The organism is Yokenella regensburgei, from assembly GCF_003634235.1.
In the GTDB taxonomy this organism is placed as follows: domain Bacteria; phylum Pseudomonadota; class Gammaproteobacteria; order Enterobacterales; family Enterobacteriaceae; genus Yokenella; species Yokenella regensburgei.
In genome coordinates this window covers 369,902-393,531 of record NZ_RBIZ01000003.1, presented here as the reverse complement: position 1 = coordinate 393,531, position 23,630 = coordinate 369,902, and the positions used below count along the sequence as shown (strand labels likewise).

The 23,630-nt window shown below is 53.9% G+C and carries 21 protein-coding genes; 11 read left to right on the top strand and 10 right to left on the bottom strand.

The genetic code is table 11. The annotated features are described in order from the left end of the window. Positions 1-10: 10 nt before the first annotated feature. The 3 genes from cirA to yieE form a co-directional block, all read right to left on the bottom strand. The gene (cirA, locus tag C7387_RS01915) at positions 11-1,993 is read right to left on the bottom strand and encodes a catecholate siderophore receptor CirA (protein ID WP_038256365.1); all 1,983 of its coding nucleotides are present in this window, start codon (positions 1,991-1,993) and stop codon (positions 11-13) included. A 281-nt stretch (positions 1,994-2,274) separates the two neighbouring features. Further along, entirely contained in the window at positions 2,275-3,744 is a 1,470-nt protein-coding gene (locus C7387_RS01910; RefSeq protein ID WP_006820858.1) for an amino acid permease, read from the bottom strand. 133 nt (positions 3,745-3,877) lie between these two features. Continuing rightward, the gene (gene yieE / locus C7387_RS01905) at positions 3,878-4,759 is read right to left on the bottom strand and encodes a DNA-binding transcriptional regulator YeiE (protein WP_006820859.1); all 882 of its coding nucleotides are present in this window, start codon (positions 4,757-4,759) and stop codon (positions 3,878-3,880) included. Between the two features lie 116 nt (positions 4,760-4,875). Between yieE and C7387_RS01900 the strand changes: the two genes are divergently transcribed. The 4 genes from C7387_RS01900 (at position 4,876) to nfo (ending at position 7,885) form a co-directional block, all read left to right on the top strand. Further along, on the top strand, positions 4,876-5,928 hold the full coding sequence (locus tag C7387_RS01900; RefSeq protein ID WP_120815917.1) for a YeiH family protein: 1,053 nt from the start codon (positions 4,876-4,878) through the stop codon (positions 5,926-5,928). A gap of 117 nt (positions 5,929-6,045) precedes the next feature. Then, positions 6,046-6,393: a hypothetical protein gene (locus C7387_RS22845; RefSeq protein WP_134436961.1), complete on the top strand. Its 348-nt coding sequence runs from the start codon at positions 6,046-6,048 to the stop codon at positions 6,391-6,393. Beyond that, positions 6,323-6,964 (top strand): hypothetical protein, encoded by a 642-nt coding sequence (locus tag C7387_RS01895; RefSeq protein WP_120815916.1) that lies wholly within the window; start codon positions 6,323-6,325, stop codon positions 6,962-6,964. The genes C7387_RS22845 and C7387_RS01895 overlap by 71 nt, the downstream gene beginning before the upstream one ends. A 63-nt stretch (positions 6,965-7,027) precedes the next feature. Then, positions 7,028-7,885, top strand: a complete 858-nt coding sequence (gene nfo / locus C7387_RS01890; RefSeq protein ID WP_006820863.1) for a deoxyribonuclease IV — start codon at positions 7,028-7,030, stop codon at positions 7,883-7,885. Between the two features lie 65 nt (positions 7,886-7,950). Here the strand turns inward: nfo and fruA are convergent, their stop codons facing one another. The 3 genes from fruA to fruB are packed head-to-tail and all read right to left on the bottom strand — an operon-like array spanning position 7,951 to position 11,721. Then, positions 7,951-9,636, bottom strand: a complete 1,686-nt coding sequence (gene fruA, locus C7387_RS01885) for a PTS fructose transporter subunit IIBC (protein ID WP_006820864.1) — start codon at positions 9,634-9,636, stop codon at positions 7,951-7,953. 16 nt (positions 9,637-9,652) lie between these two features. Beyond that, positions 9,653-10,591 carry a 1-phosphofructokinase gene (gene fruK, locus C7387_RS01880; RefSeq protein ID WP_006820865.1) on the bottom strand — a complete coding sequence of 313 codons (939 nt, stop codon included), beginning with the start codon at positions 10,589-10,591 and terminating at the stop codon, positions 9,653-9,655. Further along, the gene (gene fruB / locus C7387_RS01875; protein ID WP_120815915.1) at positions 10,591-11,721 is read right to left on the bottom strand and encodes a fused PTS fructose transporter subunit IIA/HPr protein; all 1,131 of its coding nucleotides are present in this window, start codon (positions 11,719-11,721) and stop codon (positions 10,591-10,593) included. Before fruB ends, fruK begins: the two co-directional genes overlap by 1 nt. Positions 11,722-12,081: 360 nt before the next feature. On the opposite strand from fruB, the gene setB reads away from it, so the two are divergent. Further along, entirely contained in the window at positions 12,082-13,263 is a 1,182-nt protein-coding gene (setB, locus tag C7387_RS01870) for a sugar efflux transporter SetB (protein WP_006820867.1), read from the top strand. Positions 13,264-13,287: 24 nt separating this feature from the next. Here setB and C7387_RS01865 read toward each other — a convergent pair whose 3' ends face one another. From C7387_RS01865 to C7387_RS01855, 3 genes are all read right to left on the bottom strand, one after another. Then, entirely contained in the window at positions 13,288-13,716 is a 429-nt protein-coding gene (locus C7387_RS01865) for a helix-turn-helix domain-containing protein (protein ID WP_120815914.1), read from the bottom strand. A 53-nt stretch (positions 13,717-13,769) separates the two neighbouring features. Continuing rightward, positions 13,770-14,912: a cyclopropane fatty acyl phospholipid synthase gene (cfa, locus tag C7387_RS01860; protein ID WP_038256352.1), complete on the bottom strand. Its 1,143-nt coding sequence runs from the start codon at positions 14,910-14,912 to the stop codon at positions 13,770-13,772. Between the two features lie 254 nt (positions 14,913-15,166). Continuing rightward, the gene (locus C7387_RS01855; protein ID WP_006820870.1) at positions 15,167-15,418 is read right to left on the bottom strand and encodes a YkgJ family cysteine cluster protein; all 252 of its coding nucleotides are present in this window, start codon (positions 15,416-15,418) and stop codon (positions 15,167-15,169) included. 135 nt (positions 15,419-15,553) lie between these two features. On the opposite strand from C7387_RS01855, the gene yeiP reads away from it, so the two are divergent. Next, positions 15,554-16,126, top strand: coding sequence for an elongation factor P-like protein YeiP (yeiP, locus tag C7387_RS01850; protein WP_006820871.1), 573 nt, complete (start codon positions 15,554-15,556; stop codon positions 16,124-16,126). A gap of 45 nt (positions 16,127-16,171) precedes the next feature. Here yeiP and uxuA read toward each other — a convergent pair whose 3' ends face one another. Next, positions 16,172-17,362 (bottom strand): mannonate dehydratase, encoded by a 1,191-nt coding sequence (gene uxuA, locus C7387_RS01845; RefSeq protein ID WP_038256350.1) that lies wholly within the window; start codon positions 17,360-17,362, stop codon positions 16,172-16,174. 206 nt (positions 17,363-17,568) lie between these two features. Here uxuA and C7387_RS01840 point away from each other — a divergent pair, with 206 nt between their 5' ends. The 5 genes from C7387_RS01840 to C7387_RS01815 all read left to right on the top strand — a co-directional run bounded on the left by C7387_RS01840 (position 17,569) and on the right by C7387_RS01815 (position 23,592). Continuing rightward, positions 17,569-19,035, top strand: coding sequence for a mannitol dehydrogenase family protein (locus C7387_RS01840; protein ID WP_120815913.1), 1,467 nt, complete (start codon positions 17,569-17,571; stop codon positions 19,033-19,035). A gap of 120 nt (positions 19,036-19,155) precedes the next feature. Beyond that, positions 19,156-20,133 carry a CobW family GTP-binding protein gene (locus C7387_RS01835; protein WP_038256346.1) on the top strand — a complete coding sequence of 326 codons (978 nt, stop codon included), beginning with the start codon at positions 19,156-19,158 and terminating at the stop codon, positions 20,131-20,133. Positions 20,134-20,167: 34 nt separating this feature from the next. Then, positions 20,168-20,881, top strand: coding sequence for a phosphatase PAP2 family protein (locus tag C7387_RS01830; protein ID WP_038256345.1), 714 nt, complete (start codon positions 20,168-20,170; stop codon positions 20,879-20,881). A 418-nt stretch (positions 20,882-21,299) separates the two neighbouring features. Then, the gene (gene mepS / locus C7387_RS01820; protein ID WP_006820876.1) at positions 21,300-21,869 is read left to right on the top strand and encodes a bifunctional murein DD-endopeptidase/murein LD-carboxypeptidase; all 570 of its coding nucleotides are present in this window, start codon (positions 21,300-21,302) and stop codon (positions 21,867-21,869) included. A 160-nt stretch (positions 21,870-22,029) separates the two neighbouring features. Beyond that, positions 22,030-23,592 (top strand): cyclic di-GMP phosphodiesterase, encoded by a 1,563-nt coding sequence (locus C7387_RS01815; RefSeq protein ID WP_006820878.1) that lies wholly within the window; start codon positions 22,030-22,032, stop codon positions 23,590-23,592. The last annotated feature ends 38 nt before the right edge of the window (positions 23,593-23,630 follow it).

The window sequence follows — 23,630 nt, the reverse complement described above, 5'->3', positions numbered from 1 at the left end:
CTTAAACCACTCAGAAGCGGTAATCGACCGCCATGAAGTAGCGACGACCATCTTCGTTGTAGCTGTAATCGTCACGCTGCAGATCTTTATCCCCAACGTTCAGTACGCCCGCGCGCAGCTTCACGTCTTTCGTTGCCTGCCAGGCACCGCCGATATCCCAGGTGGTGTAGCCGCCCGGCGTTTTAGAGGAAGCGTTGACCGCACGCTGCTTACCGGAGTAGTTCGCCGCCACGTAGAACGACCAGTCCTGCCACGGATTCCAGTCCACGCGACCGTTGGCTGTGTGGAACGGACGCTCTTTCAGCGGTTTGTTGCCACCGTTGCTCAGGTCACGACCATCGGTATAGGTGTAGTTTGTCGTCAACTTCCACTCTTCGCCCAACGGAATTTTCAGCTCGGTTTCCACGCCGTTGATACGTGCTTTATCAACGTTGTAGTAGGAGAAGACCGGGATGCGTTTACCGTTAGAACCCGTGTACCAGCCGACAAAGTTCGGGTAGCCCGGCGCTTCGCTGGCGTCGGAGGTCCGGTTAACGTTGATCATATCTTCCACGTTGTTCTGGAACGCGGTGATGCTGCCCTGTACGCCTTCGAGCCAGCCCTCTTCCCCGCTGTAGTAAAGCCCCAGTTCGAAGCTTTCGCTGGTTTCTGGTTTCAGATCTTTGCTACCAACGATACGGCAGCTACCGCGGCAGGAGTTCGTGGCCCAGTCAGGGCTAAGCTGCAACAGAGACGGAGCTTTAAACGCCGTCGCCCAGCCACCTTTCACGGTCACCGTGTCGGTTGCGGTGTACACCAGATAGGCACGCGGGCTCCAGTGATCGCCGTAGGTGTCGTGGTCATCCATACGGATACCGGTGGTCAGCGCCAGCGGTTCAAAGATCCGCCACTCATCTTCGAGGAACAGCGCATACTGGCTGGCGGAAGTAGATCCCCCACTGTTGCTGGTGAGATTAACCGGATCTTTCAGCTTGTCGTGACGCCACTCGCCACCGAAGGTCACCATCTGGTTGATCATGCCCAGCGGCAGCACATATTTACCGTCAAGAGTGTTGCTTTCAGAGGTGATCTGTCCACTGTTGCCCGGGTTCTTGTTATCGACTTTTTCGCCGTAAACGCGAATTTCGCTGTTACCCACGTCCCAGCGGCCGTTGTGGCTGAGAGAGTAGTTCTGGCGCTCAATACGGTTTTTGTCCAGCGAGTCAGAATCCCTGTCCTGGCGGTCAAAACCATAACCTGCGGTAATGTCGTTGTTCTCATTCGGCGTCCAGGCGAACTCGACGTTGCCGTCGCGGCTGGTGAAGCCTTCAATACGCGGTGTTTCAGTGCCGCTGTTACTCAACTGCTGGTCGTCTTTACCGCGTTTGCTGAAGCTACCGTAGGCTTTCATGCCGAGCAGACCATCAACCAGCGGCCCACTGGTGTAGAACTGGCCGTTCCAGGTGTCACCGCGATCGCGATGTTCCTGAATGGTGGTATCTGCGCTGAGGGTGCTGGTCCATTTGGTGCCCACTTTTTTGGTGATGATGTTCACCACTCCGCCGAGAGCATCAGAGCCGTACAGGGAGGACATCGGGCCGCGCACGACTTCGATGCGTTCGATAGCATCAACCGGGATCCAGTTGAGATCGAAGTCGTTGTGACGGAAGACGACGTTACGGGAGTTAACCCGCTTTCCGTCGACCAGAATCAGGGTATAGCTGCTGTCGAGACCGCGCAGGCTGACGCCTTTACGGTTATCCCCTTCGTTAGTCAGCTGCACGCCCGGGACATCTTTCAGCACGTCTTTCAGGTTATTCACCGGGCGACGCTGCAGATCTTCCTCGGTAATCACGCTGATGCTGGCGGGGGCGTCTTTCACGCTCTGTTCGGTGGCTGATGCAGTCACCACCAGCGTTTCATTTTCATCAGCTGATGCAGCAACAACCGGTAAAGCAAAGGACAGCGCAGAGGCGCAGAGCCCGGCTCGCACGCCAGGATTCAACCTAACCATTACATATCTCCATGAGGTCAACAACAAACGAAAAAGGGGTAACTCACATCGCGCTCTGCTCTGACCGGCAGAGGCGTTTTATTGGCAGATGTGGCTGGTCACCCGTTTACCGTGGTATTCCTCGGTGGGAGATGGGGAGTGGCTTCATCCTGAAATTTTGCGAAGATAATAAAGATAATGATTGCGATTATCAATTGCATTGTTAACAATTATTTCAGGACGTTGCCGAATGGGCAAAAAAAAGCCCCCTCGGCATGGAGGGGGCTTTAATCAGAAGAGGCTTATTTTTTGGGGATTTTTGGGAAATGCATTTCGCTATAGCTTACAAAACGAGTCCCTTTCGCCAGCTTATAACCGAACCAGATAACCAGGAACAGCGGGATACCGATATAGGTTGCCGCAACGCCGCCCCAGTCGATGGTGTCTTTCAGGAAGGCCTCATAGTTCTGACCCAGCGTGATAATAAGACACAGCACGAAAGCGAAGATCGGACCCAGCGGGAAGAAGCCAGAGCGATAAGGCAGATCGTTAATATCATTCCCCTGCATCACGTAGCCGCGACGGAAACGATAGTGGCTGATGGCAATCCCCAGCCAGGCGATGAAGCCGGTCATCCCGGAGGTATTCAGCAGCCACAGGTACACGGTCTGGTTACCAAACATCGAGGTCAGGAAGCACAGCGCCGCAATCACGGTTGTCGCATACAGTGCGTTACGCGGTACACCGCCACGGGACAGCTTCGCGAAGATACGCGGTGCTTTACCGTCCAGCGCCAGGGTATAGAGCATACGGGTGGACGCGTACATGCCGGAGTTACCCGCCGACAGCACCGCCGTCAGGATAACCGCGTTCATGATAGCCGCCGCAGACAGCAGACCAGCATGCTGGAATACCAGGGTGAACGGGCTTACGCTGATGTCTTTCACATCGTTACGCAGCAGGCTCGGGTCGGTATACGGAATAATCAGGCTGATTATCAGGATAGCGAACACATAGAACAGCAGGATACGCCAGAACACCTGACGCACCGCGCGCGGAATGTTCTTCTCCGGGTTCTCAGACTCCCCTGCCGCGATACCAATAAGTTCAGTACCCTGGAAGGAGAAGCCAACAATCATCGCGACGCCAATCATCGCCGCAAAGCCCCCGGCAAACGGCGCATCGCCGGTTGTCCAGTTGCTCCAGCCCACCGGCTGCGAGCCTTTGAAGATGCCGACAATCATCATCACACCGACGATGATAAAGATAATGACGGTGGCGACTTTAATCAGCGAGAACCAGTACTCTGCTTCACCGAAGCCCTTCACCGAGATCCAGTTCAGCAGGAACATGATACCGAGGAACAGCGCACTCCAGATCCAACCAGGAGTTTCCGGGAACCAGTAGTTCATCACCAGCTGTGCGGCCACGAGGTCAACGGCGATAGTCACCGCCCAGTTGTACCAGTAGTTCCAGCCCAGCGCGAAGCCGAAGCCCTCTTCCACATAGTTCTGACCATAGGTCGCAAAAGAGCCAGAAACCGGCATATAAGCCGCCAGCTCGCCCAGACTGGTCATCAGGAAGTACACCATCAGACCGATAAGAATATAAGAAAGCAGCGCGCCGCCTGGGCCTGCCTGCGAAATGGTTGCCCCGGAGGCAACAAATAATCCTGTACCGATGGAACCGCCAATGGCGATCATGGTCAAGTGACGCGCCTTCAGATCGCGGCGTAGCGCGGGCGCTTCTGTGGTTTTAGTTTCAGAAACCATGTGAAAATACTATCCATCCAAAAAATGAGGCGCGATTGTAACAGAGGAAATGGCTTCCTTCCGGCAGAAATGCGCAGTTATAAGAGACCTTCATGATGGGCCGCGAATTATAAGTTAAGTCCTAATGATACCGTTAATCCAGCTCTTTTATCTTCTCGCAGTAGCTAAGAAAGCGGCTTAGCGCGTTAGAGATGTGCTTTTGTCGGTGATGAATGCGCCAGAGCGTGCGTTTAAGCGGCGGCAGCGGCACTTTGACCTCCGCCAGCGTGCCGTTTTCCAGCTGTTCGGCAATCACCCGGCGCGAGAGACAACTGATGCCCAGACCATGACGCACCGCGTGTTTGATGGCCTCGGAATTACCAAGCTCCATCCCCATATGGAATTCCGGTAAATGCGACAATAGCAGATAGTCGACAATCTCCCGGGTACCAGACCCCTTTTCGCGCAGGATCCACGGCGTGGCGGCCAGCTGCGCCAGAGTGGCTTTACCGTTATGCAGCGGTGAATCCGGCGCAGCAAACACCACCAGCTCATCTTCAAGCCAGGGTTCCGCCACCATTTCCGCCGCGTGGCATGGCCCTTCGATAAGACCAATATCAACCCGGAAATCCGCTACCGCATTAATCACATCCTGGCTGTTGCCCACGCTCAGCTCGAGCGGCAGTTCAGGGAAATCGCGGCGGTAGAGGGCAATCACCTCCGGCAAAATATAGTTACCGATGGTGCTGCTCGCATACACCCGGATAGCACCATTATCTTCACGAAACAGCTGCTCAATCTCGGTTGCCTGCTCGAGCAACGCCAGCGCGCGCGGGTACAACAGGCGCCCATGCTCGTTGACCACCAGCCGTTTCCCGACCCTGTCGAAGAGCTGAACGCCGAGCTGACCCTCCAGATCGGTGAGCGCGGCGCTGACCGCTGACTGTGATAACGCCAGCATCTGTGACGCCTGCGTCGTTGAGCCGCTTTTCAGCACCTCAGCAAAAACTTCCAGCTGCCGTAGCGTGATGTGCATAGGGATACCTGTATTAAACGTTGCTTATCGCATATTCCGATTGATTATAAATATATAATCAATTTTATTTTTAAACCAGTGAGGCATACACTTCGAGCCAGATAAAGGAGAAGTAAATGACTGAACTCACCTTAAATACTCATCGCCGCCGCCCACTCTGGCATTTCATTCCTGGGCTGGCGCTTAGTGCTGCAATCACCGCTGTTGCCCTGTGGGGCGGGAGCATTCCGGCCATCGCCGGCGCCGGGTTCAGCGCTCTGACACTGGCCATCCTGTTCGGCATGCTGCTCGGTAACACGGTCTACCCAAAAATCTGGAAACCCTGTGACGGCGGGGTGCTGTTTGCCAAACAACACCTGTTACGCCTTGGGATAATCCTCTACGGTTTCCGCCTGACGTTCTCGCAGATTGCTGACGTCGGCATCGGTGGTATCGTCATCGACGTTTTAACGCTGACCAGTACCTTTATGATTGCCTGCTTCCTTGGGCAGAAAGTGTTCGGTCTTGACCGTCACACCAGCTGGTTAATTGGTGCTGGTAGCAGTATTTGCGGCGCTGCCGCGGTACTTGCAACGGAGCCGGTGGTCAAAGCAGAGGCCAGCAAGGTCACCGTTGCGGTGGCTACGGTAGTTATCTTCGGGACCATCGCCATCTTCCTTTACCCGGCCATTTATCCGCTGGTAGCACACTGGTTCAGCCCGGAAGCTTACGGGATTTATATCGGCTCTACGGTGCATGAAGTCGCGCAGGTTGTTGCTGCCGGTCACGCCATCAGCCCGGATGCTGAAAACGCCGCGGTGATTGCCAAAATGCTGCGCGTCATGATGCTGGCACCGTTCCTGCTGTTTATGGCTGCCCGGGTTAAACAGCTGGCCCCGGCCGGTCACGGTGAGAAAAGTAAAATCACCATTCCGTGGTTCGCTATCCTGTTCATTGTGGTTGCCATCTTCAATTCATTCCACCTGTTGCCGAAAGCTGTGGTGGATGCCCTGGTAACGCTTGATACGGTACTGCTGGCGATGGCGATGGCGGCACTGGGTCTCACCACCCACGTCAGTGCCCTGAAAAAAGCCGGTGCGAAACCGCTGCTGATGGCGCTGATGCTGTTCGCCTGGCTGATTATCGGCGGCGGCGCGATTAACCTGGTGATTCATAGCCTGATGGGTTAATTGATTGATTTAGCGAATATTTATAAATTCTTAAAAGTGTTCGCCCGGGCTACCCAGCACAGAAATAGCGCTCCACTTCCTCTTTAATGCTCATTCTTAAACTCACGGAGAATAAGAATGAGCACTCCTTTTTGCCCATTAAATAACTTTACCCCTTCCCCGCAAACTATCGCTGCCCTGCAGGAAATAGAACAGATCACCCGTACCGCCAATCTGCTGGATATTTTGATTTCAGCCTGCCCACTCTTCCAAATCTTTGCCGGACGAGGGAGTTACACAGGTCTGGCAACAGGAGCCGGAACTTTTAACATCGCGACCTATGATTGGGACACATTGCAAAGGGCATTTAGCAGTGTCCAGAATTTGAAAACCGAAAGGCTGGATCAAATTATCCATGACACTTTATCAATATCTTCAGGTGAAGATAAAAAATTCTGGGAGTGTATGTATCGTGCTTCCAGATAGGAGACATTTCTTCATTGTAGGGGCCTTCTTTTGCGCTGTGCTAAGAGCTGAGGTTCATGATACCTCCTTTACAACATCAGCCGATCAACTTGCCGCAGCAGAAGCCTCATTTGAAAATCGTCTTAGCTTTTGTCGAAAATTCAGGCACATCAAGGCAGAGTACTACGATCTGTGGCTTCAATCACAGCCATTCGAATTAAGGAGATTTTTGCTCAAAGACTTACGTTTGCTGGCCGACGAAAGGTGCTACGGTACGCAAAGAAATGCTTATTCAAATGCATTGATTCGCGATGCGGCGATCACAGGAGATAACACTAAGCTGAACGAGTGGATTGTCCTCTATTTTGACAAACCACAAATAGGAAAGGTTTTGCTACAGCTTCCGAAATCGGAATATCTCAAACAGCTCGACAGGTTGTCTCAGCTTCCGGCTTACTATATGCCATTTGATATAGTCAGTGCCGTGAAAGCAGTCGCCCCGCTTAGTGACTGGGCAATTGAAGATATTGCAGAGCCTGCCTACGGGCGCAATCCCAATCTCACAGGGCTAACCATACCGCACATCCAATAACGTCAAACGCCTGTTAACCCGCTATGATAGAGGTTTTCCTCCAGGGTTTAACAGGAGTCCCTCATGAAATACATTGGAGCGCACGTGAGTGCTTCAGGCGGTGTGGCTAACGCCGCAATCCGCGCCGCAGAAATTGGAGCGACCGCATTCGCCCTGTTTACCAAGAACCAGCGCCAGTGGCGTGCTGCCCCCCTTACTGACGATGTCATCAGCGAGTTCAAAGCCGCCTGTGAAAAATACCAGTTTGGGCCAGGCCAGATCCTCCCTCACGACAGCTACCTGATTAACCTGGGTCACCCGGTTACCGAAGCGCTGGAGAAATCCCGCGAAGCGTTTATCGATGAGCTCTACCGCTGCCAGCAGCTGGGGCTGACGTTGCTGAACTTCCACCCCGGTAGCCACCTGATGCAGATCCCGGAGGAAGAGTGCCTGGCGCGGATTGCACAATCCATCAACATTGCGCTGGCACAAACCGAAGGCGTCACTGCGGTCATTGAAAACACCGCCGGTCAGGGCAGCAACCTCGGTTTTAAATTTGAACACCTGGCAGCCATCATCGACGGAGTCGAAGATAAATCCCGCGTCGGCGTCTGTATCGATACCTGCCATGCCTTTGCTGCCGGGTACGACCTGCGCACCACCGAAGCCTGTGAGGAGACGTTTGCTGAATTCGATCGCATCGTCGGCTTTAAGTATCTGCGTGGGATGCATCTGAACGACGCCAAGAGCACTTTCGGCAGCCGCGTTGACCGCCACCACAGCCTCGGTGAAGGCAACATTGGTCACGATGCGTTTCGCTGGATAATGCAGGACAACCGTTTTGACGGTATTCCGCTGATTCTGGAAACCGTGAATCCGGATATCTGGGCAGAAGAGATTGCGTGGCTGAAAGCGCAGCAGGTCGCCGAAGCGGTGGCATAAAAAAACCGGGGAAAGCCCCGGTTTTTTATTTTCAGGTGTTATCGGCCATATCTGGCCTTTCAACCTTACGCCGTTTTCGCAACCGCTTCAGCTTCCGGGCGTTTCAGCACCGCGTAAGAGAGCCCTGCTACCAGAGTACCGGCGATAATCGCCATCAGGTAACCCAGCACCGGTGTGATAGCACCAGGGATAAGCAGTACGAACAGGCCACCATGTGGTGCCATCAGTTTTGCACCAATGGCCATCGAGATTGCCCCGGTCACCGCGCCGCCAACGATACAGCATGGCAGAACACGCATCGGATCGCGGGCCGCAAACGGAATCGCACCTTCGGTGATGAAGCACAGGCCCAGTACCAGCGCCGCTTTACCGCCTTCCTGCTGGGCTTTATCGAACTTACGACGAGCAACGATAGTCGCAAGGCCAAGCGCCAGCGGTGGCACCATACCCGCCGCCATAATGGCTGCCATAGGTGCATAAGTCTGGGTACTCAGCAGGCCAACGCCGAAAGCGTAAGCCGCTTTGTTCACCGGGCCGCCCATGTCGGTACACATCATGCCACCAAGAATCGCCCCCAGCAGAACCGCGTTCGCGGTGCCCATGGTCTGCAGCCAGTGGGTCAGACCCGCCAGGATGCCAGCAACCGGTTTACCGATAAGATAAATCATCGCCAGACCCACGATCAGGCTGGAGAACAGCGGGATTATCAGAATCGGCTTCAGCGCTTCCATGCTCGGCGGCAGCTTCAGTTTGGTACTGATGGCACGTGCCACGTAACCGGCGAGGAAACCAGCGATGATACCGCCGATGAACCCAGCTCCGGTGCTGACGGCCAGCATACCGCCAATCAGACCCGGTGTAAGACCCGGACGGTCAGCGATGGAGAATGCAATATAACCTGCCAGTACCGGCACCATCAGGGCGAAGGCGGATCCGCCGCCAATCTGCATCAGCGCAGCGGCAAGCGTACCTTCCTCTTTAAAGGCAGTGATACCAAAAGCGAAGGAAAGCGCAATACACAGACCGCCTGCCACCACCATCGGCAGCATGTAAGAAACCCCGGTCAGCAGGTGACGATATGGACCCGCCCCCTCTTTCTTGCCTTCTTTCGCCGCAGACGCGTTACCCGCAGGCTGATACGGTTTGGCCTGGACCAGTGCGTTATCTAACTCCTGCGCAGTTTTCTTCAGCGCCAGTCCGGTGGAAGTGCGATACATCGGCTTACCGGCGAACTTCGCCAGATCCACTTCGATATCCGCCGCTACGATAACCAGATCCGCCTCGGCCACCTCTTCCGGGGTAATGGCATTACCGGCACCCACGGATCCACGAGTTTCAACCTTCACCCACCAGCCGCGTTTTTTCGCTTCGGTTTCAATGGCTTCAGCCGCCATAAAGGTGTGCGCCACGCCGGTTGGACAGGCGGTGACCGCGACAACGCGTTTCATACCCGCCGTCGCGACAGGAGCAACCGTTGTCGGTGCGCTGTACGGTTTTGCATGCCCTTTCGCTTCGCCGAGGAACAGCTCCGGGTGAGCCACCGCACGATTGACATCGCCGAGGAACACCTGTTTTCCGTTCAGCGCGCTGTCAGCAGGCAATGCGCTACCAAGCACAATGACCAGTTCAGCATCGTTGGGGTTATCGATAAATTCCAGATGCGCTTTTTGCGCTGCCGCACGCAGTAGGGTTTTCGCCATGTAGGCGCGGGCCTGTCCGAGTCCAGCATCAATAATCAGCAGCGTTCTCATTATGCCTCTCCTGCTGTTAACTAAAGGGTTGTAAGTCAACTCGCGCCATCATCGCGGCCAACTGGGTACGATCGGTAATACCAACGTTACTCTGACTCACCGCCAGTGCTGCCACGGCCGTTGCCAGACGTAAAGTATGCTCACTGGATTCACGCATCAGCAGGCCATAAATCAGGCCGCCAACCATCGAATCCCCCGCCCCTACGGTGCTCACCACCTCAACTGACGGCGGTTTGGCAATCCACTCCCCGGAGGCGTTAACCCACAGCGCACCTTCCGCGCCCAGGGAAATAACCACGTGGGCAATTCCCTGTTCGCGCAGCGCATGGGCCGCTTCAATTACATCTTTCATTTCCGGCAGTTTACGGCCCGCCCAAATCTCAAGCTCGCGACGGTTCGGCTTCACCAGCCATGGTGCGGCTTTCAGCCCCGCCACCAGCGCTTCACGGCTGCTGTCGAAGATAATGCACGGGCACTGGCTGCGCAGACGCGTCATCCAGTCGGTGAAGGCTTCCGGACTAACGCCGCTCGGCAGACTGCCGCTGACGCAAACCATGTCAAACTGCCCAAGCCAGGTTAACGAATCGTTGACGAAACGCTCCCAGTCCGCTGGCGTTACTTCAAAGCCGGAGAAGTTGAAGTCGGTTACTTCACCGTCTTTTTCTGTCAGTTTCACGTTGATGCGGGTTCGGCCCTGCACCACCTGGAAACGGTTCGCAATCCCCAGTTCGCTGAACAACTGCTGAAATCCATCCTGGTTATCTTTACCAAGGAAACCGCCCACGGTGACGTCGATACCCAGATCTTTCAGCACTTTCGCTACGTTGATGCCTTTGCCCGCGGCGTGCAGACCGGTGGTGCGCACAAGGTTCACTTCGCCACGTTCAATATCCGGGGTAAACCCCACCAGATCGTAAGCCGGGTTTAATGTAATGGTAGCAACACGTCTGCTCATTACGCGCCCTCCCCAAGACCGGAAGCGATAGCATCACCAATGGCGTTAAGCGCGAGCTGCGCATCTTCACCCTGTGCGGTAAAGCGCAGGCGATGGCCCTTCTTCACGCCCAGCGCCACAACTTTCATCAGACTACGGCCATTCGCCGGTTTGCCACTGCCATCCAGATTGGTCACGGTAATTTCACTTTTAAACTGTTTAATGGTATTCACCAGCATGGTTCCAGGACGCGCATGCAAGCCATGCTCGTTGCGCACTACAAATTCAGCATTCAGCACATCTTCAGCCAGCGCATCGTCGCTGGTAAGCATCGCCAGCAGCGTAGCGGCATCTGCGTTCAGCAGACGTTCAGCTTTATTCTCCAGCAGCAGCTGACTTAAACGACTCAGCACCGCCGTCGGCTGCTCATCAACCATCGCGACGGTCAGCAGCAGAGAGACAGGCTGACCTTCATTTTCAAAACGGTGTGCCGCGCGGCTGACGGCGACAGCACTTTTCAGGTTGCCTTCAGCGCTGTCGTTCAGCCAGACGCCCTGTCCGAGGTTCAACGGCTTGTCGTTCACCGCATGAGCCACAAAACCCGCGTCTACTGCACCGACTTCTTTCAGCCGACCGGCGTTCAGCGCCTGCAGAGTGACCAGATCGCTTGCCGCTACGTCGAGCGTCAGCGTTTCCAGATCAAGCTTCAGCCCTTCACTTTGCTTCTCACCCATCAGCAACGCCCGCAGCTCTTCAGCGGTGGTTGCTGATTTCAGCTGTTCAGCAACGCTGTCATCGCTCAGCACGTGCGTCAGCTGACGCAGCAGGCCAAGGTGTTCATCTGAGCTTGCGGCAATACCGATAGCCACATACGCCGTCTGCCCTTCCCCCCAGGCAACTCCCTGTGGGAACTGATAAACCTGAACACCGGTTTTCAGCACCTGCGAGCGGGTGTCGGTAGTGCCATGCGGAATAGCAATGCCGTTGCCGAGGAAAGTGGACGTCTGCTGCTCGCGCGCCAGCATACCGTCGACATAACCGTCGGCGACGTTGCCTGCGCTGACCAGAGCGGAAGCCACCTGACGGATGGCATCCGTTTTATCGCCAGCCTGTTGGCCGGGATGGATATTCTGAACAGATAACTGGAACATGATTCTCCTCTCCTGCTGAAATTGAATCGTTTCAGCTTTTATGAGAAAAAAGGCGCCATCTTGAGACGCTGGCATCGGGCCGATGACGCTGAAACGTTTCAAGGAGTCTGTCCCCTTCCATGGCTTCCTGCAAGTATTCTCGCTGATGAGATAGCAAAATTTAGAGGTACTGCACATTTCACTCGCATTTGCTGAAGCAAAACGTCGTGCTGACGGCGATCTTCAGCACCGTTCAGCAACACACAAATTTAATGTGAAATGCCTTTTTGATTTTTTTGTGCTGAATTTGATTTAAGCCGCTGTTTATTTGCTGAAGCCCGGCGTACACTCGCGCGTCTCTTATCTGATTAAAAATAGCTCATGCATAACAGCACCGCCGCTACGCCCCGACGTGGGTTCGACGTGACGTCGTCGTCTTTCCTTATTGTTGCTTTCCTGACCGGCATCGCCGGGGCGCTGCAAACGCCGACGCTCAGTCTGTTTCTGACCAATGAAGTCCATGTGCGCCCGGCGATGGTGGGGTTCTTCTTTACCGGTAGCGCGGTGATTGGCATTCTGGTCAGCCAGTTCCTTGCCGGTCGTTCCGATCGCAAAGGAGACCGTAAAAGCCTTATCGTCTTTTGCTGCGTATTAGGTGTGCTGGCGTGCGTGCTGTTTGCGTGGAACCGCAACTACTTCATTTTGCTCTTTGTCGGGGTATTCCTGAGCAGCTTTGGCTCCACGGCTAACCCTCAGATGTTTGCCCTCGCCCGCGAACATGCGGATAAAACAGGGCGTGAAGCGGTGATGTTCAGCTCAATCCTGCGTGCGCAGGTGTCGCTGGCGTGGGTGATTGGCCCGCCGCTGGCTTACGCACTGGCGATGGGTTTTGGCTTCACCGTTATGTACCTGAGCGCGGCGGTCGCCTTTATTGTGTGCGGGATTATGGTGATGATTTTCCTGCCCTCCATGCGTAAAGAGCCAAAAGCCGCCGCCGGACACATGGAAGCACCGCGCCGCAATCGCCGCGATGCGCTGCTGTTATTCACCATTTGTACGCTGATGTGGGGCACCAACAGCCTTTATATTATTAATATGCCGCTCTATATCATCAATGAGCTGCATTTACCGGAGAAGCTCGCCGGCGTCATGATGGGCACCGCCGCCGGGCTGGAAATCCCCACCATGCTGATTGCCGGCTATTACGCCAGACGCTTTGGTAAGCGTTTCCTGATGCGCGTGGCCGTCGTCGCGGGGCTCCTCTTTTATCTCGGTATGCTCACCTTTCACTCCCCGGTCTTATTGCTGGCGATGCAGCTGCTGAACGCCATCTATATCGGTATTCTCGCCGGGATCGGTATGCTGTATTTCCAGGATCTGATGCCAGGACAGGCCGGTTCTGCCACCACGCTTTATACCAACACCACCCGCGTGGGCTGGATCATTGCCGGTTCACTCGCCGGGGTAGTGGCAGAAATCTGGAGCTATCACGCCGTTTTCTGGATTGCACTGGTGATGTGCATCCTTGCCGTCGGCTGCCTGATTAAAGTGAAGGATGTCTAAGGCGAGCGCTGCTCGCCTTATGGCTTACCGGTGCATTTGCTCCAGCACTTCCCCTTCTGCCAGCGGCAGATGAATAGGAAGCTGCAACCTTTCCGGGGAGGAATCGACATGATGTCGATAGACGCTCGGGGGCACCCCGTAATGACGACGGAACGCCCGACTAAATGTTGATTGATCCTCATAGCCCAGTAAAACCGCCACGCTGAATGCCGATAATGTGGTGCTCAGCAATATCTCTGCCGCTATCGTCATTTTACGCCGGGAAATATAGTTCGCTAACGTGTACCCCGTCACGAGCGTAAACTTACGTTGAAAATACCATCGAGAGTAGCCCGATTTACGGGCTATATCGTCCACAGATAATTTATTGTCTATATTATTCTCCACCCAGCACAATACGCCATCAATCACTGAGAGGAGGCTGTCGTTAACCACCTGAGATTGTCTTGCCATAATCAAGCCTGTAAATAATAACAATACTGCACGGTATTATTGAAAGATTGTCGTTAACGCGGTACCTGAAGGCCGCCATTTACTCCACGAGTCAGTACAAGTTGCCATAATTGAATATTACGGGCGCGAAATGCGCCAGCGCAGGCATTAAGGTAATAGGTAAACATACGTTTAAAACGTGTAGAATAGTTACTATCTATTTCAGGCCAGGTTGCCAGAAAGCGTTCATACCATGCCATCAGGGTGCGGTCATAATCAGGGCCGAAATTATGCAAATCCTCAATCACAAACCAGGGTTCACTGGCGGTGGCAATGTGTGCAACAGAAGGCAGACAACCATTGGGGAAAATGTATTTATTGATCCACGGATCAACGTTGATATCGGTTTGATTCGAACCGATGGTGTGCAGCAGGAACAGGCCGTTCGGCTTAAGGTTTTTATTCACCACCTCAAAGTATGTCGCGTAGTTTTTCGGACCAACGTGCTCAAACATTCCCACTGAAACAATTCTATCAAACTGCATCTCCAGATCCCGGTAATCCTGCAGCAGGATGGTGACATCCAGCTTTTCGCAGCGCTGCTGCGCCAGCTTCTGCTGCTCCGCCGAGATGGTAATTCCGGTGACTTTCACACCGTAATTTTCCGCGGCAAACGCGGCAAGCCCGCCCCAGCCGCAGCCAATATCGAGCAGCGTCATACCCTCTTTAAGCTGCAGCTTCTCACAAATGAGCCGCAGTTTGTCCTGCTGCGCGGTGAAGAGATCTGTCGCATGGCGCCAGTAACCGCAGGAGTATTGCATCCACGGGTCGAGCATACGAGTAAAGAGATCGTTGCCCAAATCGTAGTGTTCTTTGCCCACAATCCAGGCACGCTTTTTCGATTGCAAATTAATTAGCCGTGCGCCTGCGACTCTCACCAGATCTTTAAATCGTTTCGTCATAACGGATTCAAGGTCAGCTTCTAATAACCGTCTAATAAACTCATCGGGTCTTTCACATTCCCACCAGCCATCCATATAGCTTTCACCCAGACCTAATGAGCCCTGCTGAAGAACGCGCTTGTAGAATTTATTGTTTTTAACCTGAATATCCCAGGGACGATCACCATTTATTTTTACCCCTGCTTCCTGTAACAATTTATAACTAATTTTATACCAGGCATCCTGGGTGTCCGGAGTGATACTATTCTGGTTCATTTGCTTACCTTGCTAAAATCCGAAAATTATTATTTCTTTGCGCTTTAAATAATATTGGCGAGTGAAATCCCTGTTGCGGGGCACAGTGAAATACAGAAAATTATTTAATATATTATTTTTTAAATTAGCGACGAAACGTTAATAAGCCGCGAATCCGGAAAGCAGTATAGCAAACGTAGGGGATTCCAAAAATGAACAATAATCATGCCAGTCATTCCCTGAAGGAATAACTGTTGAGAGCCTCGTCACGCTGTTTACGAAGTACTCTCTTCCAGATACAGCAGGTACGTCATCGCTTCCTCACGATTGGTACAACACATCTCAACGGAAGGTTTTAAACTACTACATACTTTCGGGCGCAGGCTCGAACCAAAGATATTGCACAGGTTCTCGTCGGAGAGCTGTACGCAACGGGTATTCGCCGGCTTGCCGCCAGGCATTCCGGGGATCGGGCTTGATATTGAAGGTGCCGTACAGCAGGCACCGCAGTCGGGGCGGCATTCCATAATGGCGTCTCTCGGGCGTCAGGTTGCGCACCTTATCACCTTTTCACAAAACCCGCGAATTCCGCTTGCCTGGAAGCCCCGGCGCGAGTACTTTGACGCGATATTTTCGACACCCTTGTACACAGGATTACTGCAATGCCAAGAGCGAATGAGATTAAGAAAGGTATGGTGCTGAACTACAACGGCAAGCTGCTGATTGTAAAAGATATTGACATTCAGTCACCGAGCGCCCGCGGCGCCGCAACGCTGTACAAAATGCGTTTTTCTGACGTCCGTACCGGTCTTAAAGTAGAAGAGCGTTTTAAAGGTGATGACATTCTGGATACCGTGACCCTGACCCGTCGCTTCGTCGATTTCTCCTACGTCGACGGCAACGAATACGTGTTCATGGATAAAGAAGACTACACCCCATATACCTTTACCAAAGATCAGATTGAAGAAGAGCTGCTGTTCATTCCGGAAGGCGGTATGCCGGATATGCAGGTGCTGACCTGGGACGGCCAACTGCTGGCGCTGGAGCTGCCGCAGACTGTCGATCTGGAAATCGTTGAGACGGCGCCGGGCATCAAAGGGGCTTCCGCGAGTTCTCGCACCAAGCCTGCTACGTTGACTACCGGTCTGGTGGTACAGGTTCCGGAATATCTCACCACCGGTGAGAAAATCCGAATCCATATCGAAGAGAAGCGCTACATGGGTCGCGCGGACTGATAAAAAAAGGACGGTAATGACCGTCCTTTTTTATTTTCCCTGCGCTTACAGCAGGTCAGGATATTTGGTCATCTTCAGCGCCAGCTCAACGCCGCGTACTTCCGCCATCCCCTTCAGTCGACCAATCGCCGAATAGCCAGGGTTGGTTTTCTTCTTCAGATCGTCAAGCATCTGGTGCCCGTGGTCCGGGCGGAACGGGATTGGTCGCAGATCGCCCGCTTTCTTACGTCGCTGCTCTTCGCCCAGAATCGCATCAACGACCGCCACCATATTGACGTCGCCGTGCAAATGCGCCGCTTCGTGGAAGGTTTTTGGATTCTCTTCCCGGCAGGTGGAACGCAGGTGGGTGAAGTGGATACGATCGCCAAAGGTTTCAATCATCTTCACCAGGTCGTTATCGGCGCGCACGCCATAAGAGCCGGTACACATGGTGAAGCCGTTGTTGATGCTGTCGACGGTCTCTTTCAGCCACTGCATATCTTCAATAGTGGAAACAATGCGCGGCAGACCGAGGATCGGGCGTGGCGGATCGTCAGGGTGAACCGCCAGACGCACGCCCACCTCTTCCGCTACCGGCACAATCGCCCGCAGGAACACGGCCATATTGTCACGCAGCTGAGCTTTGCTGATGTTGTCATACTCCGCCAGACGTGCGCGGAACTGATCGAGGGTATAGCCCTCTTCGGCGCCCGGCAGCCCCGCGATAATATTGCGGGTCAGTTTTTCAATTTCTGCAGCACTCATCGCGTTGAAGTAGGCTTGCGCCTGGCGCTGCTCTTCTTCGCTGTAGTCCGCTTGCGCGCCTTCACGTTTAAGGATATGCAGTTCAAAGGCAGCGAAAGCAATCTGGTCAAAACGCAGCGCACGTGAGCCGTCCGGCAGCTGATACTCGAGGTCGGTACGGGTCCAGTCGAGAATAGGCATGAAGTTGTAGCAGACGGTATCAATACCGCAGGCCGCGAGGTTACGGATGCTCTGCTGATAGTTAGCAATCCAGGTCGCGTATTCGCCGCTGTGGGTTTTGATATCTTCGTGGACCGGGATGCTCTCAACCACCGACCAGGTCAGTCCTTTTTCAGCCAGCATCGCCTGACGCTTCTGAATATCTTCAATCGGCCAGACCTGGCCATTCGGAATGTGGTGCAGTGCGGTCACAACACCGGTGGCGCCCGCCTGGCGCACATCATCAAGCGATACCGGATCGTTCGGTCCATACCAACGCCAGGTTTGCTCCATTGTCTCACCCTCTCAAGTTGTTATACCAATAATGGAAAGCTGAATGACGACTACCATACAGGCTTAAGCAAAATGATCAACATAACGCGCCAGGTTGATTGATCCAGCTCACAATCCACAGAGAAATACGGCACACCAATTTCAATTGCTGTCATATAACTTTACACTGACAATTGTTAACCATTAGTTATCCAGGTGTATATATAATGAAGAACATCGCCACCACCGCCCTGCCTGACAGCGTGCAGCTCCCCACCTATGACCGGCAGGCTCTGCGCTCGCGGATCGTGCACTTTGGCTTTGGTGCCTTCCACCGGGCACACCAGGCGTTACTGACTGACCGGGTGCTTAACGCCCGCGGTGGTGACTGGGGTATTTGCGAAATAAGCCTGTTCAGCGGCGACGTTCTGATGGCACAGCTTCGCGAGCAGGATCACCTTTTTACAGTGCTGGAGAAAGGCGCTGAGGGCAACCAGGCCATTGTTGTTGGCGCGGTACACGAGTGTCTTAACGCACGTCTCGATTCACTGGCCGCGATTATCGAAAAATTCTGCGAGCCGCAGGTGGCGATCGTTTCATTGACCATCACCGAGAAGGGTTACTGCATCGACCCGGCAACCGGCAGCCTTGACGTCAACCAACCGCGTATCATTCACGACCTGGAGAATCCGACGGAACCGCACTCAGCGCCGGGCATTCTGGTGGAAGCGCTCCACCGCCGCCGCGAGCGTGGTCTCTCTCCTTTCACGGTGCTGTCATGTGACAATATTCCCGACAATGGCCACGTGGTGAAGCACGCGGTCCTCGGGATGGCCAGCAAACGCTCACCTGAACTGGCAACCTGGATTGCGGACAACGTGAGTTTCCCCGGTACGATGGTTGACCGCATCGTGCCTGCGGCAACCGATGAATCGCTCGCCGAAATCGAGGCTGTGCTCGGGGTGGCCGATCCTTGCGCCATTAGCTGCGAACCGTTTATCCAGTGGGTGGTGGAGGATAATTTTGTCGCCGGTCGTCCGGAGTGGGAAGCCGCGGGCGTCCAGATGGTGGAAAACGTACTCCCCTGGGAACAGATGAAACTCAGGATGCTCAACGGCAGCCACTCATTCCTCGCCTGGCTGGGCTATCTCGCCGGTTTTCAGCACATCAGCGACTGCATGCAGGATGTGGCATATCGTCATGCCGCCAGACGCCTGATGCTTGCAGAGCAAGCCCCAACGCTCAGCATCACCGGCGTTGATCTGAATGCCTATGCCGACAGCCTGACAGAACGGTTTAGCAATCCGGCGCTGAAGCACCGCACCTGGCAGATAGCGATGGACGGCAGTCAGAAACTACCGCAGCGGATGCTCGACGGTATCCGCATTCATCTGGCCCGCCACACCAACTGGCCGCTGCTGGCGCTGGGCGTTGCCGGCTGGATGCGCTACGTCAGCGGGACGGATGACGCGGGGCAGGCTATCGACGTGCGCGATCCGCTGGCGGATAAAATTCGTACTCTGGTGGACAACTCCACCGAATCAGACCGCGTTTCGGCACTGCTGACCCTCAGCGAAATTTTTGGTGCAGACCTGCCGCGAAATCCTCAGTTTGTCGCCGCCGTGGATCACGCCTGGCAAAAACTCTGTACTCTGGGTGCTCGTCAGGCGCTCATTTCCACCCTGAATCTTTAACAGTTTCTGCTATTTAGCGGGCAGAGAGACAATCTGCCCGCCGCAAACCTTCTCTTTTTGCCTTTTTTTCGTCAGGATAGAACTGTTACAACATTACAATAGTGACCTCCTGGAGCGAACGTGACGAAAACAAACCTCATTACCGGGTTTCTCGGTAGCGGCAAAACCACGTCTATTCTGCACCTGCTGGCGAATAAGCCCGCTGACGAAAAGTGGGCCGTACTGGTTAACGAATTTGGCGAAGTGGGTATAGATGGCGCCCTGCTCGCCGACAGCGGTGCGCTGTTAAAAGAGATCCCTGGTGGCTGCATGTGCTGCGTCAACGGTCTGCCGATGCAGGTGGGGTTGAACACGCTGCTGCGACAGGGAAAACCCGACCGCCTGCTTATTGAGCCCACCGGCCTTGGGCACCCGAAACAAATCCTCGATATTCTGACCGCTCCGGTTTATGAGCCGTGGATAGATTTGCGCGCCACCCTGTGCCTGCTTGACCCTCGTCAGCTCCTGGACGACAAAGTGCTGAACAACGAAAACTTCCGCGACCAGCTGGCGGCGGCGGACGTGGTTATCGCTAACAAAGCTGACCGCGCAACCGTTGAGAGCCAGCAAGCCCTGGAGCAGTGGTGGCAACAACACGGCGAAGGCCGCGAGCGTTATATCGCCACTCAGGGCAATCTGCCGCAAAGATTGCTGGATCTCCCGCGTAGCAACCTTACCCCGCTGCCGGAGAGCGCCGAGCATGCTCACAGTCACGCCTCACGCAAAGGGCTTGCCGCCCTGAGTTTGCCGGAGAACCAGCGCTGGCGGCGCAGCGCGAACAGCGGTCAGGGTTACCACGCCTGCGGCTGGATTTTTGACCCTGACACCGAGTTTGATACCATTGGTTTACTGGAGTGGGCGCGGCTCGCCCCGGTCACCCGCGTAAAAGGGGTAATGCGTATCCCGGAGGGTCTGGTGCGTATCAACCGCCAGGGGCTGGATCTGCATATTGAAACGCAGAGCGTAGCACCTCCCGATAGCCGCATTGAGCTTATCAATGAGTCAGACGCCGACTGGAACAGCCTCCAGAGTGCGCTTTTAAAGCTCCGTATCCGTTAGCGACGTTTTGCTTCTCGTTTTAAATAGTACAGTGATGAATACCCGACTTTCTTTGAATCTGCTCTTAAGCGCTGCAGGTGCGGCGCTGTTTTTATCCTGGTACCTGCCGGTCAGTCATGGCTACTGGTTACCGCTGGACTCCACCATTTTCCACTTCTTTAACCAGGGTCTGGGTGCCAGCCGCACCTGGGCCTGGTTCCTTGCCATCACCAATACCCGCGCCTTTGACGCCTGCTCCCTCCTGGCGATGGGTTGCCTGATGCTCTGTTACTGGTTTTCAAGCGATGCCCACGGCAAACGCCGCATTATCGCCATCGGGCTGACCATGCTGTTGGCGGCAGTGACTATTAACCAGCTGGCACAGCATCTGCTACCGGTTAAGCGCATGAGCCCAACGCTGTGGTTTAAGGATATTTATCGGGTCAGTGACATAATATCTTTCCCCACCAAAGATGCCTCAAAAGCCAGTTTTCCCGGCGATCATGGGATGATGCTGCTCATATTCAGCGGTTTTATGTGGCGTTATTTCGGTGTGAAAGCATTGTTAATTTCCCTGATAATTACCGTGGTTTTTGCCTTCCCACGCGTCATGATTGGCGCCCACTGGTTCAGCGATATTGCCGTCGGATCGCTTTCTGCCGTTCTGATTGGCCTGCCCTGGGTACTGATGACTCCGCTCAGCGACAAGGTCGTTGGCTTTTTTGAACGTTATTTACCCACATGGCCACCGCAAAATAGCCATCACTAATCCGAATTAATTAACGCTCATTATCAAGGATCGTTTTCGATCCTTGATAATTGACTGCCGTTTTTTTATTCAATCTTGTCATCTTCTCGTCACAATAAAGCGCTTATAAATGAGCGAATTGGATAATTTTTATCCGAAATTGCTGCTATTTTGCGCTATGCTATTTTGTCACTTTCTGTATCACATTTTCTTATAAAAAAAGCGGCAAAAGCGCTCGCAATGGTCACCCTGATGAGGTAACCTCAATCTCGTTTTGCTGTACAGACCTCAATTATTCACATTTTGAATAATTTTGTGCGGTAGCCCACAGTTTTGTAGATAAAGAATTGTCTCATTGCCGGCAGGTATTTAGTCTCGACACGTTTGGCATTTTTTATAACGATTTTTTCGTTAAGGACTTCAAGGGAAAATAAACGAAATGGTCAAATCTCAGCCGATTTTGAGATATGTGTTGCGGGCTATCCCCGCCGTAGCAGTCGCGGTCCTTCTCTCCGCATGTAGTACCAGTAATACCGCCAAGAATATGCATCCTGAGACGCGTGCTGTGGGCATAGAAGATGCCTCGTCACTGCAAGCCTCTCAGGATGAATTTGAAACCATGGTGCGTAACCTCGACGTGAAAACCCGTCTGATGGATCAATACGCAAGCTGGAAAGGTGTTCGTTACCGTCTGGGTGGCGAAACCAAACGTGGCGTAGATTGTTCGTCCTTTGTACAGCGTACATTCCGCGAGCAGTTCGGCCTCGAGTTACCTCGCTCCACCTGGGAGCAACAGGAAACCGGTAAATCAATTAAGCGCAATCAGCTGCGCACCGGTGATTTAGTTCTGTTCCGTGCAGGCTCAACGGGTCGTCATGTCGGGATTTATATCGGCAACAACCAGTTTGTTCACGCCTCCACCAGCAGCGGCGTAACTATCTCCAGCATGAACGAGCCATACTGGAATAAACGCTACAACGAAGCGCGCCGGGTTCTGAGCCGTTCGTAAATTCTCTGCATGTCGGTTACCCTTGGCCGGCAGGCATGAACAGGAAAACACTGCTGCGGCAGTGTTTTTTTTTGCTTTTTTGCGCCCTCGCCATGACACGGATGCGGCAAGCGGCCAATATCATATCATCACGCTTTACGCTCAGGGATAATGTCCATCTATGTTCACCCGCTACTTCTCCGTTGGCCGTAAGATCCTGTTCACCAGTATTCTGGTTGGACTGGTTGCCGCTATACTGGCCGGAGGTATTCAGTTTTCGGTGATCCACCACAAACGTTCCGAGCAGTTCGATACGGTCATTAAGGACCTGCAAAACTACCTGAACGGCTACTTCTCCGATCTACGCAGCACCGTCGATTACCTGCAACCGCTAACGATGAGCCCTTGCGAACAGATCCAGCAAGAGCTTACCGCCCGTGCCGCTTTTAGCGTTAACGTTCGAGCCTTTTTACTGGTGACGGATAAGCGCGCCGTGTGCTCGTCGGCCACCGGGCCCATGAACGTCCCCTTCGAAGAGCTGGTCCCGCAGATCGATCTCAGTAAAGCGATGGATATGACTATCCTGCCTGGTACCCCGATGCTGCCGTCAAGCCCAGCCTTTGCGCTGTGGGTACGTAGCCCGTTAATGAAAAACCGTGGGGTCTTTGCCTCTGTTAATGCCAACCTGACGCCGTTTATTCTCTACTCTGGTGAACAGAACAATTTCTCCGGCATCGCACTGGTGGTCAATCACCTGGCGCTGACCTCCTTCACTCAACATCTGATAGACCCGGCTACCCTGCCGCAGAAACCGGTCCGGACCGCCAGCCTCAACGATTTACCGGTGCAAATTTACCTCTATGGACAGTTCTGGACCCGGGATGATGTGCAATACGCCCTGCTGCTGCTGCTGGTGGTAGGCCTGGTGACTGGCCTCTTGTGTTACTACATTCTCAGTATCCGCATCAGCCCCGGTAAAGAGATCCTCTCGGCGATTAAACGTAACCAGTTCTATGTGGTTTACCAGCCGGTAGTCTCCACCGAAGATATGAAAATTCGAGGGGTCGAAGTACTGATGCGCTGGAATCATCCGGTGGCAGGCGAGATCCCACCGGACGCATTCATTAATTTTGCTGAAGCGCAGCAGCTTATCGTCCCCCTCACCCGCCATCTGTTTGAGCTCATTGCCGACGACGCCGCCACGCTGCAAAAACTTCTGCCGCCGGGGGCAAAGCTTGGAATAAATATTGCGCCGGGCCATCTTCATGCCGAGAGCTTCCGCGACGATATGCGCACCTTTAGCGCCTCGCTGCCGCCGAACTACTTCCAGGTGGTACTGGAAATTACCGAGCGCGATACGCTGCACCATAAAAATGCGATGCAGGCCTTTGAATGGCTACACCACGAGGGCTTTGAGGTGGCTATCGACGATTTTGGTACCGGCCACAGCGCGCTGATTTATCTCGAGCGCTACGCTTTTGACTACCTGAAAATCGATCGCGGCTTTATTAACGCTATCGGGACGGAGACCGTCACCTCACCGGTGCTTGATACCGTGCTGACGCTTGCCAGAAAGATGAAACTGGTCACGGTTGCCGAAGGCGTGGAGACGCAGGAGCAGGCGCACTGGCTGCGCGATCATGGGGTGAATTTCCTGCAGGGGTACTGGATTAGCCGACCGCTAACCTTAGAGCAGTTCGTCAAGGCGCACTCGCTCCCGGCAAATTATTTCACAACCGACTAAGGGTCTCTTATTATTCTTCTGAGACAGAACGTTAGCTA